Raw genomic sequence first — 14,447 nt, 5'->3', positions numbered from 1 at the left:
ATCTTTTCCTTGGTTATTGATAGTGATACAGGCGCGCCTTGATTTCAGCGATCCGTTCTTCAACGAACGGCGTTGGATCCGGCAGTGGAACTTCCGCTCCAGAAGTTAATTCCGCCAAAGCTTGTTCGTAATAAGGTTGCGCCTCAGCATATTTTCGCAGGTCATAATAGGTGTTTGCAATGTTTAAAAGCGGGGCTTTTTTCAAGGATGAATTATGTTTCGCTTTTTCCTGCAGATCCAAATACAGCTCTAGGGATTTATTTAGATCACCCAGATAGTTGTAGTAAGCCGCCTCTTGAAACTGCTGTTCTTCAGGGGGATAAAAATCGGCAATCATATCAATTAAGATATTTTTATACCTGTCTCGAAACTCAGGCTTTCTTAATTGGGATCGTAAAAATGATATCAGATGATCTATGGCCTTGGTGTTTCTAGCCGCTTTAAACTCCTGATACATTTTCATCGGATCGTCTTTTAGTAAACATGGCTCCCCTTTGAAACATCGGGGAACAAGATTTTCAAAGTTAATAGCTGTTAATTCCAGTGACGGAACTTCAGGCTTGGGATTATCTAAAATTTTCACCTGATCAGTGCCGGAGGGTAACTGCACCCGCGATAAAAGGTTTTCAGGAATCACCGGAGGCTTCATCTCCCCGACATCTCCGCCCACCTCGACATCCGTCGCAGTTTTTTTAGGGAAGAAGATCACAAAAATCACGATCAAGATAACCAATACCGCTAACAGGGCGAGCGCCTTCTTGTTCTTTAAAATTTCCATGATACTTCCTTCCTTTTTTATTCCGTTAAGCCCCGTATAAGTAATTCTGCTGATGCCGGATTTGTCGCTAAGGGCACGTTGTGCACATCACACAGTCTCATCAGCATCGAGATATCCGGATCATGGGGATGCATACCCAATGGATCCCTGAAGAAAATCACACCGTGACACTTTTTAGTGGCCACTTCAGAAGCGATTTGTGCATCTCCACCCAGGGGGCCTGATAACTTACGAGTGACCTTAAGTCCCGCCGCCTGCAACAGTCGCCCGGTGTTTCCCGTGGCGGAGATCTTGTATTTTTTAAACTCTTCAATATGGTCCCGTACAAAAGAAACCATAAGAGCTTTTTTACCGTCGTGGGCAATCAGGGCAAGATGCTTTTTCTTCATGATGACTAAACCTTACTGGAGCTGATTGAGTTGAGTTTGCTTTTCCTGCAACAGCTCACGAATAGATCGAATCACGTCCTCTTGACCTTGTAAATTTCTTTCTGCCTGCTGAATCTGAGCTTGGGCTGACATCTGCGTAAACCGCGTCTGGCGATAGGAGTACTCCAGCCTTTGAATCTCATCCCGCAAAGAGGCGATTTCCTCCTGGATCTCGCTTCGTGCCGCTGTGTTTTGGCTGGCCACGTCGCGGGCCTGTTCCTGAATTTGTTGAGTCCGCTCCAAGGACTGGGCTGCCAGTTGGAGTTTTTGAAGTTTCATATCCTGAAGCAGTTGGGTTTGCTCTACCAATTGGGCTCTTAGTTCCTGAACCCGCTGTTCGCGCAAGGTCAGATCATTATAGTTCAATTCCCATTCCTGCAAATCCTGCTGAGCTTTGCGAACGACTGCCTCTTGCTGCAGAATATTTTGATCCATCTGCTCGTTATAAAAACGCAAAGACACATCCTGTTCGCTTTGCAGACGCTGGACTTCCTGTTGCAATCGGGACTCGCTGAATTGTTCATTATTTAAGGTGTCAGTCAGATACTGAATTTCCTCGTGGGCCTGACTGACCTGGTTATTGTAATTGAATTCCAACCGATCGGGATTGTTTCGCTCCCGCAACTGATCCAGATACTGTTTTTGTGTGTCGAGCTTTTGGTTTTCCTGCAAAAGCTGATTGGAAAGACCCTGGACTTCCTGTTGCAGCTGATCTTTTTGCAGGGAATTTGCCGGTGTAGAGGCAGTGACTTCAGGCACTGCAGCAGTTCGGCGCTTTAAGAGTCTTTGAGTGTCATCGTTGGATTCTGTCACTAAATCCTGAGTTCGTTTTAGCTCCTGACCGAATTTGGTAAACCAGATACCAAATCCGACCACAAACAGGACGACTAAAAGGAACAAGGAATTTTTTGTCATTACTCCGCCTAAACCGGAATCTCCACTATAGAGCGAATTCCATTTCGCGCTGTCATTGCATGAACTACCGCACGAAGACCCATGATGGTTTTCCCCTGAGCACCAATCACCTGACCTAAGTTGTCCTTGGCACAATTCACGCGATATACTGTTGTTTTAGGGCCCACGTATGTTGTGACCGTCACTGTTTCGGGTTGATCCACCAAAAATCGAACCATCTTTTCAATCAACGTGCGAATCTCTTCGCGGTATTCATCTGCGTTGACGTCATCACCTTTGATGCGATTTTCGTCTTTAAACCCCTTGTATGGTTCAAAATCATTCATTGTGAAACTCCTCTGATGAAATTGGATACTCCCTTTAGATTAAAACTACAGTGATACCCAAAGACCGGAACCGACTGTGCCTGGAAGCCTGTTTTATTAGCTGCATTTGCAAAAAGCTCAGAACCCTCTTGAAAACCGAAGTTGTCTCCCCGACCGGTTGAAACATAATAGAGGGGTTTCAAAAATCCCATTGGATAGCGCGCTGGCAAATTTAAAACATTATGTTCATCCCAGTCCCGAAGATCGATGATGTACCGCTTGGAAATGCCCACTAAAGAGTCCACCAGCAATCCCTCAGCACGGGTGCGACGTTTATAGTCGCTGATTTCCTGTGGTGTTGAATAAGGTCCTACCACAGTGATTGCCGGGCACAGTAAGACCACGCGCTCAAAAAGTCCGGGTATCTTGAAGCTTGCCTGGGCGGCATTAAATCCCCCCATGGATTGACCAATAATCAATCGACGCCCCTGACGAAGTCCCCCGATTTGATCCTCTAAATAGGGTAAGATCTGATCGCGAAACAACGAAAGATATTGATGTTTTTGATTTTCGACCAGCATCCAAACCGGTCCAAGGGAAATCGTAATAACTGTGGGTTCGTAGCCGTTACGAACCCATTCTTTGGCAATGGATCGCGTGTCGTTTTTCTTGAACCAGGACTTTTCCGAAGCGGAAATTCCATGGAAGAAATAAACGACGTCTTCGTTAACGGTGCGGTTCACATCATTAATGCAGTATTTTACGTTCGTATTATTAAAAGATTTGGAGGAGCAATGGAAATCAAATACACCCGCTAAGGATGTCTCCAGATAAAACAATGAAATCAACGCCGCTAACAGCGCAAAAATTCTCACTGAAGCCTCCATTTCGGATAGGCTCCTCTAGGAGAATCTTGAAATCAATTTGCAATGTCGAAATCTTCGCGAACTCTGTGTTTAGACACGAGAACCTGCTCTCCCGTATTCAGGCAGCGCAAGTAGAAATGATTGTAGCCAGTGTTGGTGATCACAAAACGACGTGGGGCTTTTGGAGAAATCTTTTTTGCCAGCACCGAACCCACATCCAACGTCTCATATTTCGCCAGGAGCTTTTGCGAAACCTGTGAACGATAAATATGCAGAGCCACGGCCGCTACCAGAAACATCAAGGCTGTCGTTCCACATACTAGCCAATGAAATTTTCTATCCAGCAACAAAGTAAAAGAAACCGGCGCCAAAACAGACACCAAAACGATCGCTCCTGTTAAGCGGCGTTCTTGTTTTTGATACTTTCTAAATTCATCGGAAAAAGTAGACATCGGCAAACCCTCTTGATGGGAGACTCCTATAAGACCACGAAAGGTTAATGAACATCGAGTCCAGAATTCGTTAAACTTTTGTTGAAGAAATGTTTTGCCGCTGCGTTTCCCTTACTGACAGCCAGAGAGCAGTGAGGTTTGCTTAATGAACCCAGTGAGGTTTTTATGCAACTTTTGATTTCGTTACTTTTTACGATGCCGGTCTTCGCTTCTACCCAAGCCCAAGACAGCCAAACGTGCCAGGACCGCGTCGAGCGCGGAGGCTCCATTCAAATGCAAATGCGCCCCACTGAATCGGGTGATTGTTTTGTTTCTGTTGGGAACTTCAAGATTAATTCGATGTTTTATCGTAACTATCTTTTCGCCGTGGATGGAAACCTGATGATATTCAATTCCTTTGGCAGCGGCACCGTTTCTGAGACCACAGGGGCCCGGGAGTTTTACTTTTTCCCTCGTCGCAATAAATACCCTACCGTGACCTGGAATAATGAGCAGCGCCACCTGGTCGTCACCTCCGTGACAGGAGATGAGTTCTATTTTGATTATGAGACAGCTCAACCAAAGGGCATGGACAAGGCGGAGATCCAGGTCTCCCCGGAAATTTCAAAAACCAACAAAGGCGGGGTTGAGGTCCTGAAGTACAAAGGCTTGGTCTTTGATGCGGGCTTTAGAATGGGGACTGCTCCCACGACTTTGCCAAAAAATAAAGGTACCTTCACTGACGAAACCGGCAAAACCTGCTCAGTCGCTATCGGTGATATCTTTAGCTATACCGACTCCGGTGATCCTTACGTGAAGTACTCGGATAAAAATCTGGCCAAGTTCCTTAAAAAGAAATGTCCAAAACTAAAATTTCCGGCGATCTAAGAAGCCAAATAAAAAAGGGGAGTTAACTACTCCCCTTTTCATTTTCCTGGACTCCCCTGGCACTATTCTTTGAGTTTCGGTGTGACTTTCAACTCCAGAACTTTGCCATTCCTTAGAACTTTTAAAGTCGTCTCTTTGTTGGGCTTCACTGCCTGCAGAGAATAGACATAGTCATAGATGTTATCGATCTTGGTATTATCAAATTCAATTAAAACGTCTTTTTCCTGAAGTCCGGCTTTTTCAGCAGGGCTGTCTTTAGATACCCCTGAAAGCAGAACTCCCTTGGTGCCTTCCTGCGTGTAGTCTGGGATGGTACCCACGTAAACCCGGAAGCTTCTTCCTTCCATGTTGTTTTGAGAGCTTGCGACCTTCACGTAACGTACTGACTCTTTCGGTGATAGCGCAATTAAGTCGGTATAGCTGCGAACGACATTCAGTACCTTTACAAGTCCCTCAAAGTTGATCAGCTCCATCGTATCGCGAGGCGTGTGATATTCAGGATGGGCCCCGGTAAAAAAGCTGACAGTTGGAACTCCGTGCATATAAAGCGCCAAAGAATCCGTCGGTAAATACGGATCTTCCTGGGAAACCAAAGGCAGACGAGTTTGTGCCTCGACTTTTTCAGTCAGTGCAGTCCAGGAATCCCCAGAGCCGACACCCTGAACAAACAGACGATCCCGCAAGCGACCAATCATATCCATGTTCAGATAGGCTTCGATTTTGGCGCCTTTATAGTTTTTTGTGAAATAAGTGGAACCTAGATTCCCAAGCTCTTCGCCTGACCACACAGCAAACATCATGTTCTTCTTTATCTTTCCTGGTTGGGACTTTTGCAGATTCGCATAGTAGTGAGCAAGCTCCATCACACCCGAAACACCAGAAGCATTGTCATCAGCACCCCCATGAGGAAGGCCAGCTTCTTCGTGTTTTGCCAGCGAACTGCCACTTAAACCCAATCCCAGATGATCCCCATGAGCCCCGATTAAAACGGCACTAGTGGATTTCACAGGAAGAGTTGCGAGAACATTGATGCCCTGGGATCTTTGAAATTGTAGATCAATATTGGCTTTTAAATACACGGAAGGAATGGCGAAACCCGTTTGCAATGAGCCTGAGTCCAACTGCTTTTGTTCTGACTTTAGATTTTTATCCGCTCTTTTAACCAGATCACTGGCCACGGCGTTTGACATTCGAATCACGGCGATACTGGACTCTGCCAGCGCCCCTTCGAATTTGATTTTACCAAAGGTGTCTTTCAGGCCACTGTTTGGACCGTGAACCACGATCACACCGACAGCGCCTTCGTTCTTGGCAACCGTCACCTTATGTTGCATTCGTGCATACAAGTTCAAATACTGCCGTCTTGAAGCTGGAATATCAGCAGGAAGATCCGACAGCACCATCACCCACTTGTTTTTCACATCGAGATCTTTATAGGAGTCATAGCCGGCTTCTTTGTCAGAAGCGGGGGCTTTAATTCCGTAACCAGCAAATACAATTGGTGCTGCACTGACAGGGCCGGTTTTTGAGAAAGACAGCGGCTCAAAATCCTGAGAAACCCTGTAAGATGTCTGACCTTTACCCACAAGCTCAAGTAGATTCTTAGAACCCAGACTGACACCTGAAGTGAATTCGAAGGATTGAAAGTAAGTGCCGTTACTTCCTGCAGGTTTTAGTCCCCAGGACTTAAAGGCTTCGGCCATTTTCTCGCTATAAATTTTTTCTTCAGCGCCGCCGGTATTGCGTCCTGCAAACTCTTTTTGAGTCAGATAGGCCATCCAGTTTTTTAAATCTGTGGATTCGATGTTGGAACTCAAAGCAGCCTTCATAGGATCAGCCGGCGGAAGATTCAGCAATCGACGAGCCTGATTATCATCCCAGCTTGCGAGCACAATTTGGGAATCCCCTTTTTGATTTCTATGGGTCCAGGAAAGCTGTTTGCCATCTGGTGTAAATACCGGAAGTCCGTCGAAATCATCTGTGAAGGTCACACGAACTGGATCCGATTTTCCCCCAGCATCGACAATGAATAACTCAAAGTTTGCAAAGCCCAATACGCTGGAACCAAACACGATATAATCCCCGGACGGATGAAAAAAAGGCGCCCAGGACATGGACTTTAATTTTGTGACAGCTGTCTGATCAGAGCCGTCGGTATTCATCGTATAGATTTCTGCCATCGTTCCAGTCGCATTAAACCGACGCCACGTGATCTTTTTCCCATCAGCGCTAAAAAACGGACCTCCATCATATCCCTTGGAGTCCGTCAAACGCTTCACTCCAGTTCCATCAGCATTCATGATGTAAATGTCCATCATGAAGGATGGATCCTGGGTAAAGTACTTTTGATCTTCCTCAGACAACTTACCAGCATAGGCCGCGCGGTTAGAAGCAAAGACGATTTGCTTTCCATCCGGAGAGTAAGCGCCTTCAGCGTCATAGCCTTTTTCTTTGGTTAAGCGCTTAAGGCCTTTTCCTTTTAGATCTGAAGTCCAAATGTCGTAGTTTTCATCAAAGCTCCAGGAGTACTTGGCCTTGATAGCTTTTTTGCGATTCTCAAGTTCCTCGGTCGCCTTCTTTTTGCTATCTGGATCAGCATGCGTGGAGGAAAACATCACCTTTTTCATGGATGGATGAATCCACCCACAGGTGGTCTTGCCTGTTCCAGTGGAAACCCGTTGAATGCCACCAGTTTTTAAATCCATCACATACATTTGATAAAAAGGATTTCCAGGCTCCCTTTCGCTTTGAAAAATCATATGACGCCCATCCGGGCTGAAATAACCTTCGCCGGATTTGCTCCCCACAAAAGTCAACTGACGTGTTTCACCTATCAAACTGTTCGGGGTATTTACGAAACTTCCCGCAGGTGTTTCAGCGTGAGCTGCGAATACGAACAAACACAAAAGATTTCCAAGTAGCACTTTTACTTTTTTCATAGATGCCTGTAGGCTAGAAGTACAACACTCAGTAAGTCAAATATCTTAGGGGGATGCTTGTGCGCGCAATTCAATGGGTTTTCATTATGCTTTTGCTAAGTTCCTGCTCTTCCGTCAGAACACCCTCTTCAATGCCGGATCTGATCTATACAGACGAAGTTTACTCGCCGGCCGCGTTCATTCCCCACGCCGGGAGCGGGACTTTTAAAAACTATCTGGCGATGAATTTACCTTACGAGGGTTATCAGCCGATTTTGCAGCAGCTTGAATCAAGATTGCAAAAGTCTTTAAAAAACCGTGGTGAAGCCCATATCACGGTGATCACTCCAGTAGAGTTCGATAAGGTTTTAAGCCGCCATCTTAAGATGCAGGATATTCACGATGTCGCTCATAAGATGCAAATACAACAAAGTCCTTATCGCCCCCTATGTCTTGGTCAGGGACAGCTTAAATCTGAAGGAAAAGAGGAAAACACGTATTTCGTTGTCGTGGAATCCGAAGCCCTTTTCCAGATTCGTAAGGTTATTGAGGAGTTGTATATTCAAAAAGGCGGGAAATCCGGTGAATTTAAAGCGGAATTGTTTTTCCCCCACGTAACTCTGGGGTATACTGAGCGGGACTTACACTATGAAGATGGCGTGACTAAAGATGCTGCCAGCTGCATATACAAAATGGAGCCCGGCCCCCGTTCTAAATGACTGCAATAGATCCGCAAACTCTTATCCCTTGTGCCTATGAAAAAACCTGCTCTGGCTGCCAGTTGCTGGATATTCCCTATGGCAAACAGACCGAGACAAAACTTCAAGAGCTGCGGGAATTATTAAAGTGCCATGGCATTCAAACGCCGAATACAATCGATTTTCTTTCTGCCGGTGCCGCCCACCTAAGGAACCGCCTGGATTTCAGCCTGCAAGACGGCAGATTGGGTCTTTACGGAAAAAACTCCCGGGAAATTGTCGACATTGAGATCTGCGCACAGCTATCTCCTGAACTGCAAAAATGGTATACCGAGTTTCGCGAAATCAAATGGCCATTTACAAAGGGTTCAATTCGCCTGCGCGTGGGCCCACGCGGTGAACGCGGCGTCTGGTTGGACTTTGCGAACATCGACATCAAATCTCTGCTGGATGAACAGAATATCCTGCGCAAACTTCAGGAAGTGTCCTTCGTGGAGATTGGGCAGCGTCGCAAAGTTCCGGTTTGGAATGGCAGTGAATACAAGCTTAAAGATCCTGAACTTAAAACCTGGTTTACGACCTGGATGGATAAAATCCCGGTTGAGCTTTATTGTCATATCGCGAGCTTCACCCAGCCAAGTTTAAAAGCAAACGTTCTGATCGCAAACAAGATCTCTGCCTGGGTCGGTCAATATCCTGAAGCCCGCATCATTGAATTCGGTTCCGGTATTGGTAATTTAACTTTACCCGCACTGGCGACAGCAAAATCAGTTCTGGCTTGCGAGATTGATGCTTTGTCTTTAGAGGGACTTGAAAAAACAGTTCTTATGTTACCTTCCGAACTAAAAAAACATGCTGAAAAACTGACTATCTATCGCGGTGATTTTCAAAAAAAGATTCTGCAGGATTTTTCGCAGTTTGATGGCGTACTGGCAAACCCACCACGCTCGGGATTGATGGGATTTTTAAATCCGCTGGAGTCCTTAAAGGCCGAACAAAGACCGCCATTTTTTATCTATATGTCCTGCTTCCCGGAATCCATGGCGATTGATATGCAGCGATTGCAGGCGTTTGGATATGAACTCAAAGAGCTTGCGATACTGGATCAGTTCCCGCAAACAAATCACTATGAAGTTTTAGGATTACTTCAAAGAAAATAAACGAAGACCGCTGATTTTTCCTGGTAGATCACCACCCAGAATCAAGGATAAAGCCGGAAGCACAACCACACCCGTCAACACAATCAACGTCGTGCGCGCTAAAACCCGCAGAATATAGCGCGATTCCAATCTTTCATGGGGTTTCCCCAATCGGATATTGCAAGCCCACTCGCCGATACTGGAGCCCATAAAAGCCCGCATCGCAATCAAGTAAACCCAACTGCTGACCGCAAAGATTTCCGCAAGCAATATCAGTTTTGATTCAGAGTGAAAAAGCATTTTTAAAACAGTGCTTGCTGACGAGTTCATCAACAACGAAAAGACGATCAGGAATGCGCAGCTGATCGCAATCAATATCAGAAAATCCACAAAGGATGCCAGTAGCGACCACAAAGCCAGGCGATAGCCTTTGCGTTTACGGGATGGTCCACCCTGAAACCCTGTACCGACAAAACCCAAGTCCTTGGGAGTTTTAAAAACATCTTTCGTCGGACCCCAAAAAGGCACAGGGGCTTCTCGTTTCCGAGGAGCCCGCTGTGGATTTTTATGTTTGTCGATTTCGTGATTTAAAGTCATGTGACTTCTAGCGAACGCCGCCGTTGATCACCGTTCCAGTCGTCGTTCCACCTTCAGAAGGCGGAGGCTCTGGAAGGACAATCGTCGGTGGAGTACAAACTCCGTTAACGATTGTGTTCGGAGCATCACACGTTGGAGTCTCCGGATTCGGTTCTGGAGTCTCAATCACCGTGCCCGGAGTCGTACAGACGCCATCCACGATCGTATTTGGAGCCACACACGTTTCAGTTGTCGGCGGTGTCACTGTCGGTTCTGGTGTTTCTACCGGAGTTTCGTATACAGGATCTTTCTTGTCTTTCTTCTTGTCTTTTTTCAACAACAGAAGACCAGCAATAAGCAGGGCAATACCTACACCCACACCGATATAAAGACCTTTTTTCTTACACCAGCTCCACTCAGAACACTCTTCGTCTTTAGCTACTTTTTCGCCAGCACCAGCAACACCCACAGCGGCTGCGCAGACTTTTGTTTTCTTGCCGATTTCTTCAGAATCCGTTGGCGCAGCATTTGTGGATTCACAAACACACTGGCCATTCGCATTCATTTTTGTGCCAGCAACTTCCTTAGCACAGTTGTCTTCTTTAATAGGCGGAGGAGCAATCGTGATTGGTGGACCTTGATCAACCAACGCTGCCAAACCGAAGTAACGATCTCTTAGAGCGTCACAGGCTTGAGCCTGGTCACCTTTGATATCGGAACGAGTCACCCATGAAGCTTTGTCTTCAGGAGATTTAACTGAACCACTCGTACAGAAGTCAGCTGCATTGGAATAGTGCTGTCTTAGACCGTCAGTGTAGTTATCAAGAGCATCCAAGCAAGACTGAGTAACTGTGGACTCACCATTCAACTTACAAAGAGAGCCATCTTTACCTTTTGCAGCAACGATGGATTGAATGATTTTTTCTTTACCCGCAGTCGTCAGCGGAGCTCTTTCGTTACATTGATAAGTCGCCGTTTTAACGGATTTTTTGATACAAATTGGCGTACCGTTGTTATCTTCAAAACCGAAGATCATCGGATTACAAGGCAGACCGCCCGTATTCGCACAAGATTCCACTTTGCCTTTAATAGTGTCATTAAATGGAAGCTCACGCGCTTTCGCAATCAACGTATCGCGGCCCATATCAGCACGAGCACATGAATTCTGATGATAAGAAGCAATCCAACCGGAAGCCACACATGGACCCGTTGCTGCGTTTGCATCCGGGATCATCAAACCCCATACATATTGAACTGGATCCTGGTGATTCAGGATTTCATTCATCGCACCTTTTTTACCGCCTGAAGTAAAGACTTTATCTGCCACTTCAGAAGCCGCTCTCATACGAAGCAAATAGTCCACTTGCGCACGAAGAGTTGGAAGTTTCGCGATCTCACGGCCTTTTAGGAATCTTTTTTGCGTTGTGAATTTTGAAGTCTTCACATTTTTTTCAACTGGAACCTGCAATGATTTTTTGATCATTGGGTCTTTAGCAAGTTTCGCTACGATTTGATCCAGGTTTTTATAACGACGAACGTCTTTTTCAGACAAGTAGACTGAATTGACTTTAACAAATCTGTCTTCGTCACCAGTGAAAGTCAAAGTCATCGTTTTGCCGTCGTTCATCAACAGGTTCAAACGAATTTGTTCTTTACCATCTGGTCCTTTAAAGCTGGTAGCTTCAACGGAAGGCATTGGCTGACTGCCATTGATGCGCACCCATTGGTCCATTTGATTTTGCGATTGCTTCGGGAAAACGTGACGAACACGTTGCCAGAATTGACCAACAGTTTGTTTTTGCGTGGATATTTTCGTATCCTTCAAAAACTGGTTTATCAATTGCTTTTGATTAGCCGCTGCTGCCCCTTGTGCCACGGGCGCCATACAAAATGTAAATATGGATGCACTCGCTGCAAGTGTTTTGATGGCTAACATCGGCTTCAATTTCAATCTCATAACGACCTCATAGTTGTGGTTCTTTTCGGTACATCACGGTAATTACTTAACAAGAACCCGAACTTAACTGACGTAAGTCCATATATTCATGCTAAACACGCTTTGTATTATGTTATGGGATATCCTCAGATTTCTCGAAGAATAAGTGTAAATACTGGACTATTTTTGACATAAAAAAAGCTCCCTCTGGGGGGAGCTCTAATCACTTCTTTATTGTTCAATTTCTTCAGGGGGATTAGGAATTTCCGGAGGCGGCACTGGAGTCGGAGTTTGAGCACTCATTTTACACAGTTCCACAACTGTTCCCTTAGCTGTCATCATATACAGCTGCTCAATTTCCGCATTGGTCATTGCGATACAACCCGAAGTCCAATTATAGAAAGGATGAACTGCGGTTACCAGGGCGTTCTTGGTTGGATCATTTGGAAAACCATGAATCATAATATCGCCGCCAGCAGATTTACCCTGGGATTTTGCATAAGCACGATCCGCTTTGTTTGGGTAACTGATATGTAGCCCACGATAGAACAGGCTTTCTGGATTTTTTGAGTCAATAGTGTAAGTGCCCTCGGGCGTTTTTTGATCGCCCTCAAACTGTTTGTGACCGAATGGATTTGCACCAAAAGCCACATTATAGGATTTCAAAACAACATCAGAACGAAGTGCGTAAAGCTTTCTGCGATCTTTAGAGATGATGATGCGATCGACCTTGGTGCCATCAATAAAAAAATTCTTAAATTGGTCGGAGTTTAAATGGGGAAGTTGATCCAGGCGGGTGATGTCATCGCAGTAGGATGCAGATGCAGAATAGGCCAAACTCCCCGACGTCATTAAAACCAAAGAAACCAGCAAATTAAGTGTTTTCATGGGGCCGTTTATAGCCCAAACAGGTTCTATTTCAAAGACTTGCTTCGGATATTTCTCTTTTATAATTAAAAAGGGCTCCAATAGATGGAACCCTCAGTACCCATGTCCTTTTTTCAGGCATTTTATTGAGTAAATACACTGGAAGAGCAGCTTTGGATGCAGCTTTCCTGAGCCAAAACCACCCGCTTATCCATACAAGCCGAAGTGCCCTTATGGCGAATCACCGACAACGTACCTAAATTCGGAGTGTAGTTCTTGGAATTAATCTTCGCCAGGCACGCGTAATACGCATACTTTTGTAGGCCCGCCTTCATCTTTTCACTGGTCGGCAAGTAGTCTTTGGCTACAGAGTGATTGATTCCGACGCCCTCTTTACTTGGTGAACTTTGTGCCACCGAGAAATCAAAATCATCAGAAGAAATTTTACTGCAATCACTTTCGGTGCGCGCACTTGAAATACCAAATGGATCAGTACCAACTTTATCAACCAGCAAAACGTGACCAGGAACTGCCACGATATCGCCCGCCTTCAAACTCACATCCGGTGTCACTGTGATTTTATTTAAGCAAGTCAGTCCATTTTTAGCAGGCTCCACGAATGCAGTTGACCCCCAGGCCCAGGAATCTGAACCCTTTAAAGCCCGGCCTTCCTTCACACGCAAACCCACCGTTGCCATGGACGAATAAACGTAGGCTGAGCAATCAATACCCAATACGCTGGTGCCGCTTCCACTGTTTTTAAAGAAATTGATCGGCGAGCTTGTGGACGTTGTCGCATAAGGTTTGCCACCGTAATCGTAGATCAACGGATTCTGGCGCACGTTAAAGCAGCTTGAAGGATAATTGGATTCTTCTTTTAAATACGGATGTGTCGCCTGAACTTTTGAAAGACTGGCAATCACACGCTTATTACCGACACCATCGGAATGCTTACCGGTGATTGCGATCCCCTGAATATCCGAGACACTGTCATCGAGGGCTGGAATCTTAACGCTGTTACAAGACTGATACGCGGTTGCCAAAGCCCAGCGCTCACCAAACACTGCCAATGGGACACCTGCTGCCACCGCTTGTTTTTTGTGATACTCGAAATCAGAATTCACTTCCACTTCTGGAGTGGTTGGAGTCACAGAATCAGTGCCAGAGGCATTGTTTGAACCGGAATCTTCAGGGCAGTTTAAATCCAAAGTTCTGACTGTTGATGAAAGCTGATTGAAATTCGCGCGCACGCGATCCTGCATGTAGTTACGAAAAGTCGTGGATCGGTCACCCACATCAATAGCAGAAAGTAAAATCAGCAATTGGTCAGAATTTTCCACCCGCTCACCCTGAGGGGCTTCTGCAAGCAATGAGTCCACCAGGCCATCCAGATCTTTTTGAATCTGCACAGTCTGCGCTGAAGTCATGCGGGGGTTTTCTGATGCCAGTTTATCCACATGGGATTTCATGGCAGTTTTCAACTCTTCTGCAGTGGGAATTGTTTTTTGTTCAATTAGATAACTTTTTAAACCGTCATAGAGTTTTTCTTCCAGCTTTTGATCTTTACAAGCAATGTCTGAAACGGTCTGAGATGCCATATCATCAATAGCAACAGGAAGTTGTTGCCCACAAGCAGCTAAAAAAACGGATGCGCTTAAGGATAATACTAAGTTTCTCATGGGAAACTTATCGGTTTATCGAC

General features: G+C 45.5%; 14 protein-coding genes. 3 read left to right on the top strand and 11 right to left on the bottom strand.

Translation table 11 applies throughout. The annotated features are described in order from the left end of the window. Nucleotides 1-13: 13 nt before the first annotated feature. From ACLWNV_RS08990 to ACLWNV_RS08965, 6 genes are read right to left on the bottom strand one after another with little or no spacing between them, the layout of a single operon-like run. On the bottom strand, nt 14-778 hold the full coding sequence (locus tag ACLWNV_RS08990; RefSeq protein WP_413587592.1) for a tetratricopeptide repeat protein: 765 nt from the start codon (nt 776-778) through the stop codon (nt 14-16). Nucleotides 779-795: 17 nt separating this feature from the next. Next, nucleotides 796-1,167, bottom strand: coding sequence for a methylglyoxal synthase (locus tag ACLWNV_RS08985; RefSeq protein ID WP_413587591.1), 372 nt, complete (start codon nt 1,165-1,167; stop codon nt 796-798). A gap of 12 nt (nt 1,168-1,179) precedes the next feature. After that, nucleotides 1,180-2,121, bottom strand: a complete 942-nt coding sequence (locus ACLWNV_RS08980; protein WP_413587590.1) for a hypothetical protein — start codon at nt 2,119-2,121, stop codon at nt 1,180-1,182. Between the two features lie 8 nt (nt 2,122-2,129). Next, complete coding sequence (locus ACLWNV_RS08975; protein ID WP_413587589.1) at nt 2,130-2,447, bottom strand: KH domain-containing protein; 318 nt, start codon at nt 2,445-2,447, stop codon at nt 2,130-2,132. Further along, nucleotides 2,444-3,301 carry an alpha/beta hydrolase-fold protein gene (locus ACLWNV_RS08970; RefSeq protein ID WP_413587588.1) on the bottom strand — a complete coding sequence of 286 codons (858 nt, stop codon included), beginning with the start codon at nt 3,299-3,301 and terminating at the stop codon, nt 2,444-2,446. The genes ACLWNV_RS08975 and ACLWNV_RS08970 overlap by 4 nt, the downstream gene beginning before the upstream one ends. Before the next feature lie 44 nt (nt 3,302-3,345). After that, the gene (locus ACLWNV_RS08965) at nt 3,346-3,744 is read right to left on the bottom strand and encodes a hypothetical protein (RefSeq protein WP_413587587.1); all 399 of its coding nucleotides are present in this window, start codon (nt 3,742-3,744) and stop codon (nt 3,346-3,348) included. Nucleotides 3,745-3,909: 165 nt separating this feature from the next. Here ACLWNV_RS08965 and ACLWNV_RS08960 point away from each other — a divergent pair, with 165 nt between their 5' ends. Then, the gene (locus tag ACLWNV_RS08960; RefSeq protein ID WP_413587586.1) at nt 3,910-4,611 is read left to right on the top strand and encodes a hypothetical protein; all 702 of its coding nucleotides are present in this window, start codon (nt 3,910-3,912) and stop codon (nt 4,609-4,611) included. A gap of 62 nt (nt 4,612-4,673) precedes the next feature. Here the strand turns inward: ACLWNV_RS08960 and ACLWNV_RS08955 are convergent, their stop codons facing one another. After that, nucleotides 4,674-7,550, bottom strand: coding sequence for a M28 family peptidase (locus ACLWNV_RS08955; protein ID WP_413587585.1), 2,877 nt, complete (start codon nt 7,548-7,550; stop codon nt 4,674-4,676). A 59-nt stretch (nt 7,551-7,609) separates the two neighbouring features. Here ACLWNV_RS08955 and ACLWNV_RS08950 point away from each other — a divergent pair, with 59 nt between their 5' ends. Next, nucleotides 7,610-8,248 (top strand): 2'-5' RNA ligase family protein, encoded by a 639-nt coding sequence (locus ACLWNV_RS08950; protein WP_413587584.1) that lies wholly within the window; start codon nt 7,610-7,612, stop codon nt 8,246-8,248. Next, the gene (locus tag ACLWNV_RS08945; protein ID WP_413587583.1) at nt 8,245-9,387 is read left to right on the top strand and encodes an RNA methyltransferase; all 1,143 of its coding nucleotides are present in this window, start codon (nt 8,245-8,247) and stop codon (nt 9,385-9,387) included. The genes ACLWNV_RS08950 and ACLWNV_RS08945 overlap by 4 nt, the downstream gene beginning before the upstream one ends. Here the strand turns inward: ACLWNV_RS08945 and ACLWNV_RS08940 are convergent. From ACLWNV_RS08940 to ACLWNV_RS08925, 4 genes are all read right to left on the bottom strand, one after another. Continuing rightward, on the bottom strand, nt 9,370-9,894 hold the full coding sequence (locus tag ACLWNV_RS08940; protein WP_413587582.1) for an RDD family protein: 525 nt from the start codon (nt 9,892-9,894) through the stop codon (nt 9,370-9,372). The genes ACLWNV_RS08945 and ACLWNV_RS08940 overlap by 18 nt on opposite strands. 76 nt (nt 9,895-9,970) lie before the next feature. Then, on the bottom strand, nt 9,971-11,899 hold the full coding sequence (locus ACLWNV_RS08935; RefSeq protein WP_413587581.1) for a hypothetical protein: 1,929 nt from the start codon (nt 11,897-11,899) through the stop codon (nt 9,971-9,973). A gap of 210 nt (nt 11,900-12,109) precedes the next feature. After that, complete coding sequence (locus ACLWNV_RS08930) at nt 12,110-12,766, bottom strand: L,D-transpeptidase family protein (RefSeq protein WP_413587580.1); 657 nt, start codon at nt 12,764-12,766, stop codon at nt 12,110-12,112. A gap of 122 nt (nt 12,767-12,888) precedes the next feature. After that, nucleotides 12,889-14,424 (bottom strand): hypothetical protein, encoded by a 1,536-nt coding sequence (locus ACLWNV_RS08925; protein WP_413587579.1) that lies wholly within the window; start codon nt 14,422-14,424, stop codon nt 12,889-12,891. Nucleotides 14,425-14,447 lie beyond the last annotated feature (23 nt).

Origin of the sequence: Bdellovibrio sp. HCB274 (assembly GCF_047306075.1) — a bacterium.
Lineage (GTDB): Bacteria > Bdellovibrionota > Bdellovibrionia > Bdellovibrionales > Bdellovibrionaceae > Bdellovibrio.
The sequence above is the reverse complement of the archived record's forward strand: the minus strand, read 5'-3'. Positions and strand labels throughout refer to the sequence as shown.

Excerpts from the sequence above, each read along its gene's own strand:
- ACLWNV_RS08990 (WP_413587592.1), bottom strand. The coding sequence starts at position 778 with ATGGAAATTTTAAAGAACAAGAAGGCGCTCGCCCTGTTAGCGGTATTG.
- ACLWNV_RS08985 (WP_413587591.1), bottom strand. The coding sequence starts at position 1,167 with ATGAAGAAAAAGCATCTTGCCCTGATTGCCCACGACGGTAAAAAAGCT.
- ACLWNV_RS08980 (WP_413587590.1), bottom strand. The coding sequence starts at position 2,121 with ATGACAAAAAATTCCTTGTTCCTTTTAGTCGTCCTGTTTGTGGTCGGA.
- ACLWNV_RS08975 (WP_413587589.1), bottom strand. The coding sequence starts at position 2,447 with ATGAATGATTTTGAACCATACAAGGGGTTTAAAGACGAAAATCGCATC.
- ACLWNV_RS08965 (WP_413587587.1), bottom strand. The coding sequence starts at position 3,744 with ATGTCTACTTTTTCCGATGAATTTAGAAAGTATCAAAAACAAGAACGC.
- ACLWNV_RS08960 (WP_413587586.1), top strand. The coding sequence starts at position 3,910 with ATGCAACTTTTGATTTCGTTACTTTTTACGATGCCGGTCTTCGCTTCT.
- ACLWNV_RS08955 (WP_413587585.1), bottom strand. The coding sequence starts at position 7,550 with ATGAAAAAAGTAAAAGTGCTACTTGGAAATCTTTTGTGTTTGTTCGTA.
- ACLWNV_RS08945 (WP_413587583.1), top strand. The coding sequence starts at position 8,245 with ATGACTGCAATAGATCCGCAAACTCTTATCCCTTGTGCCTATGAAAAA.
- ACLWNV_RS08935 (WP_413587581.1), bottom strand. The coding sequence starts at position 11,899 with ATGAGATTGAAATTGAAGCCGATGTTAGCCATCAAAACACTTGCAGCG.
- ACLWNV_RS08930 (WP_413587580.1), bottom strand. The coding sequence starts at position 12,766 with ATGAAAACACTTAATTTGCTGGTTTCTTTGGTTTTAATGACGTCGGGG.
- ACLWNV_RS08925 (WP_413587579.1), bottom strand. The coding sequence starts at position 14,424 with ATGAGAAACTTAGTATTATCCTTAAGCGCATCCGTTTTTTTAGCTGCT.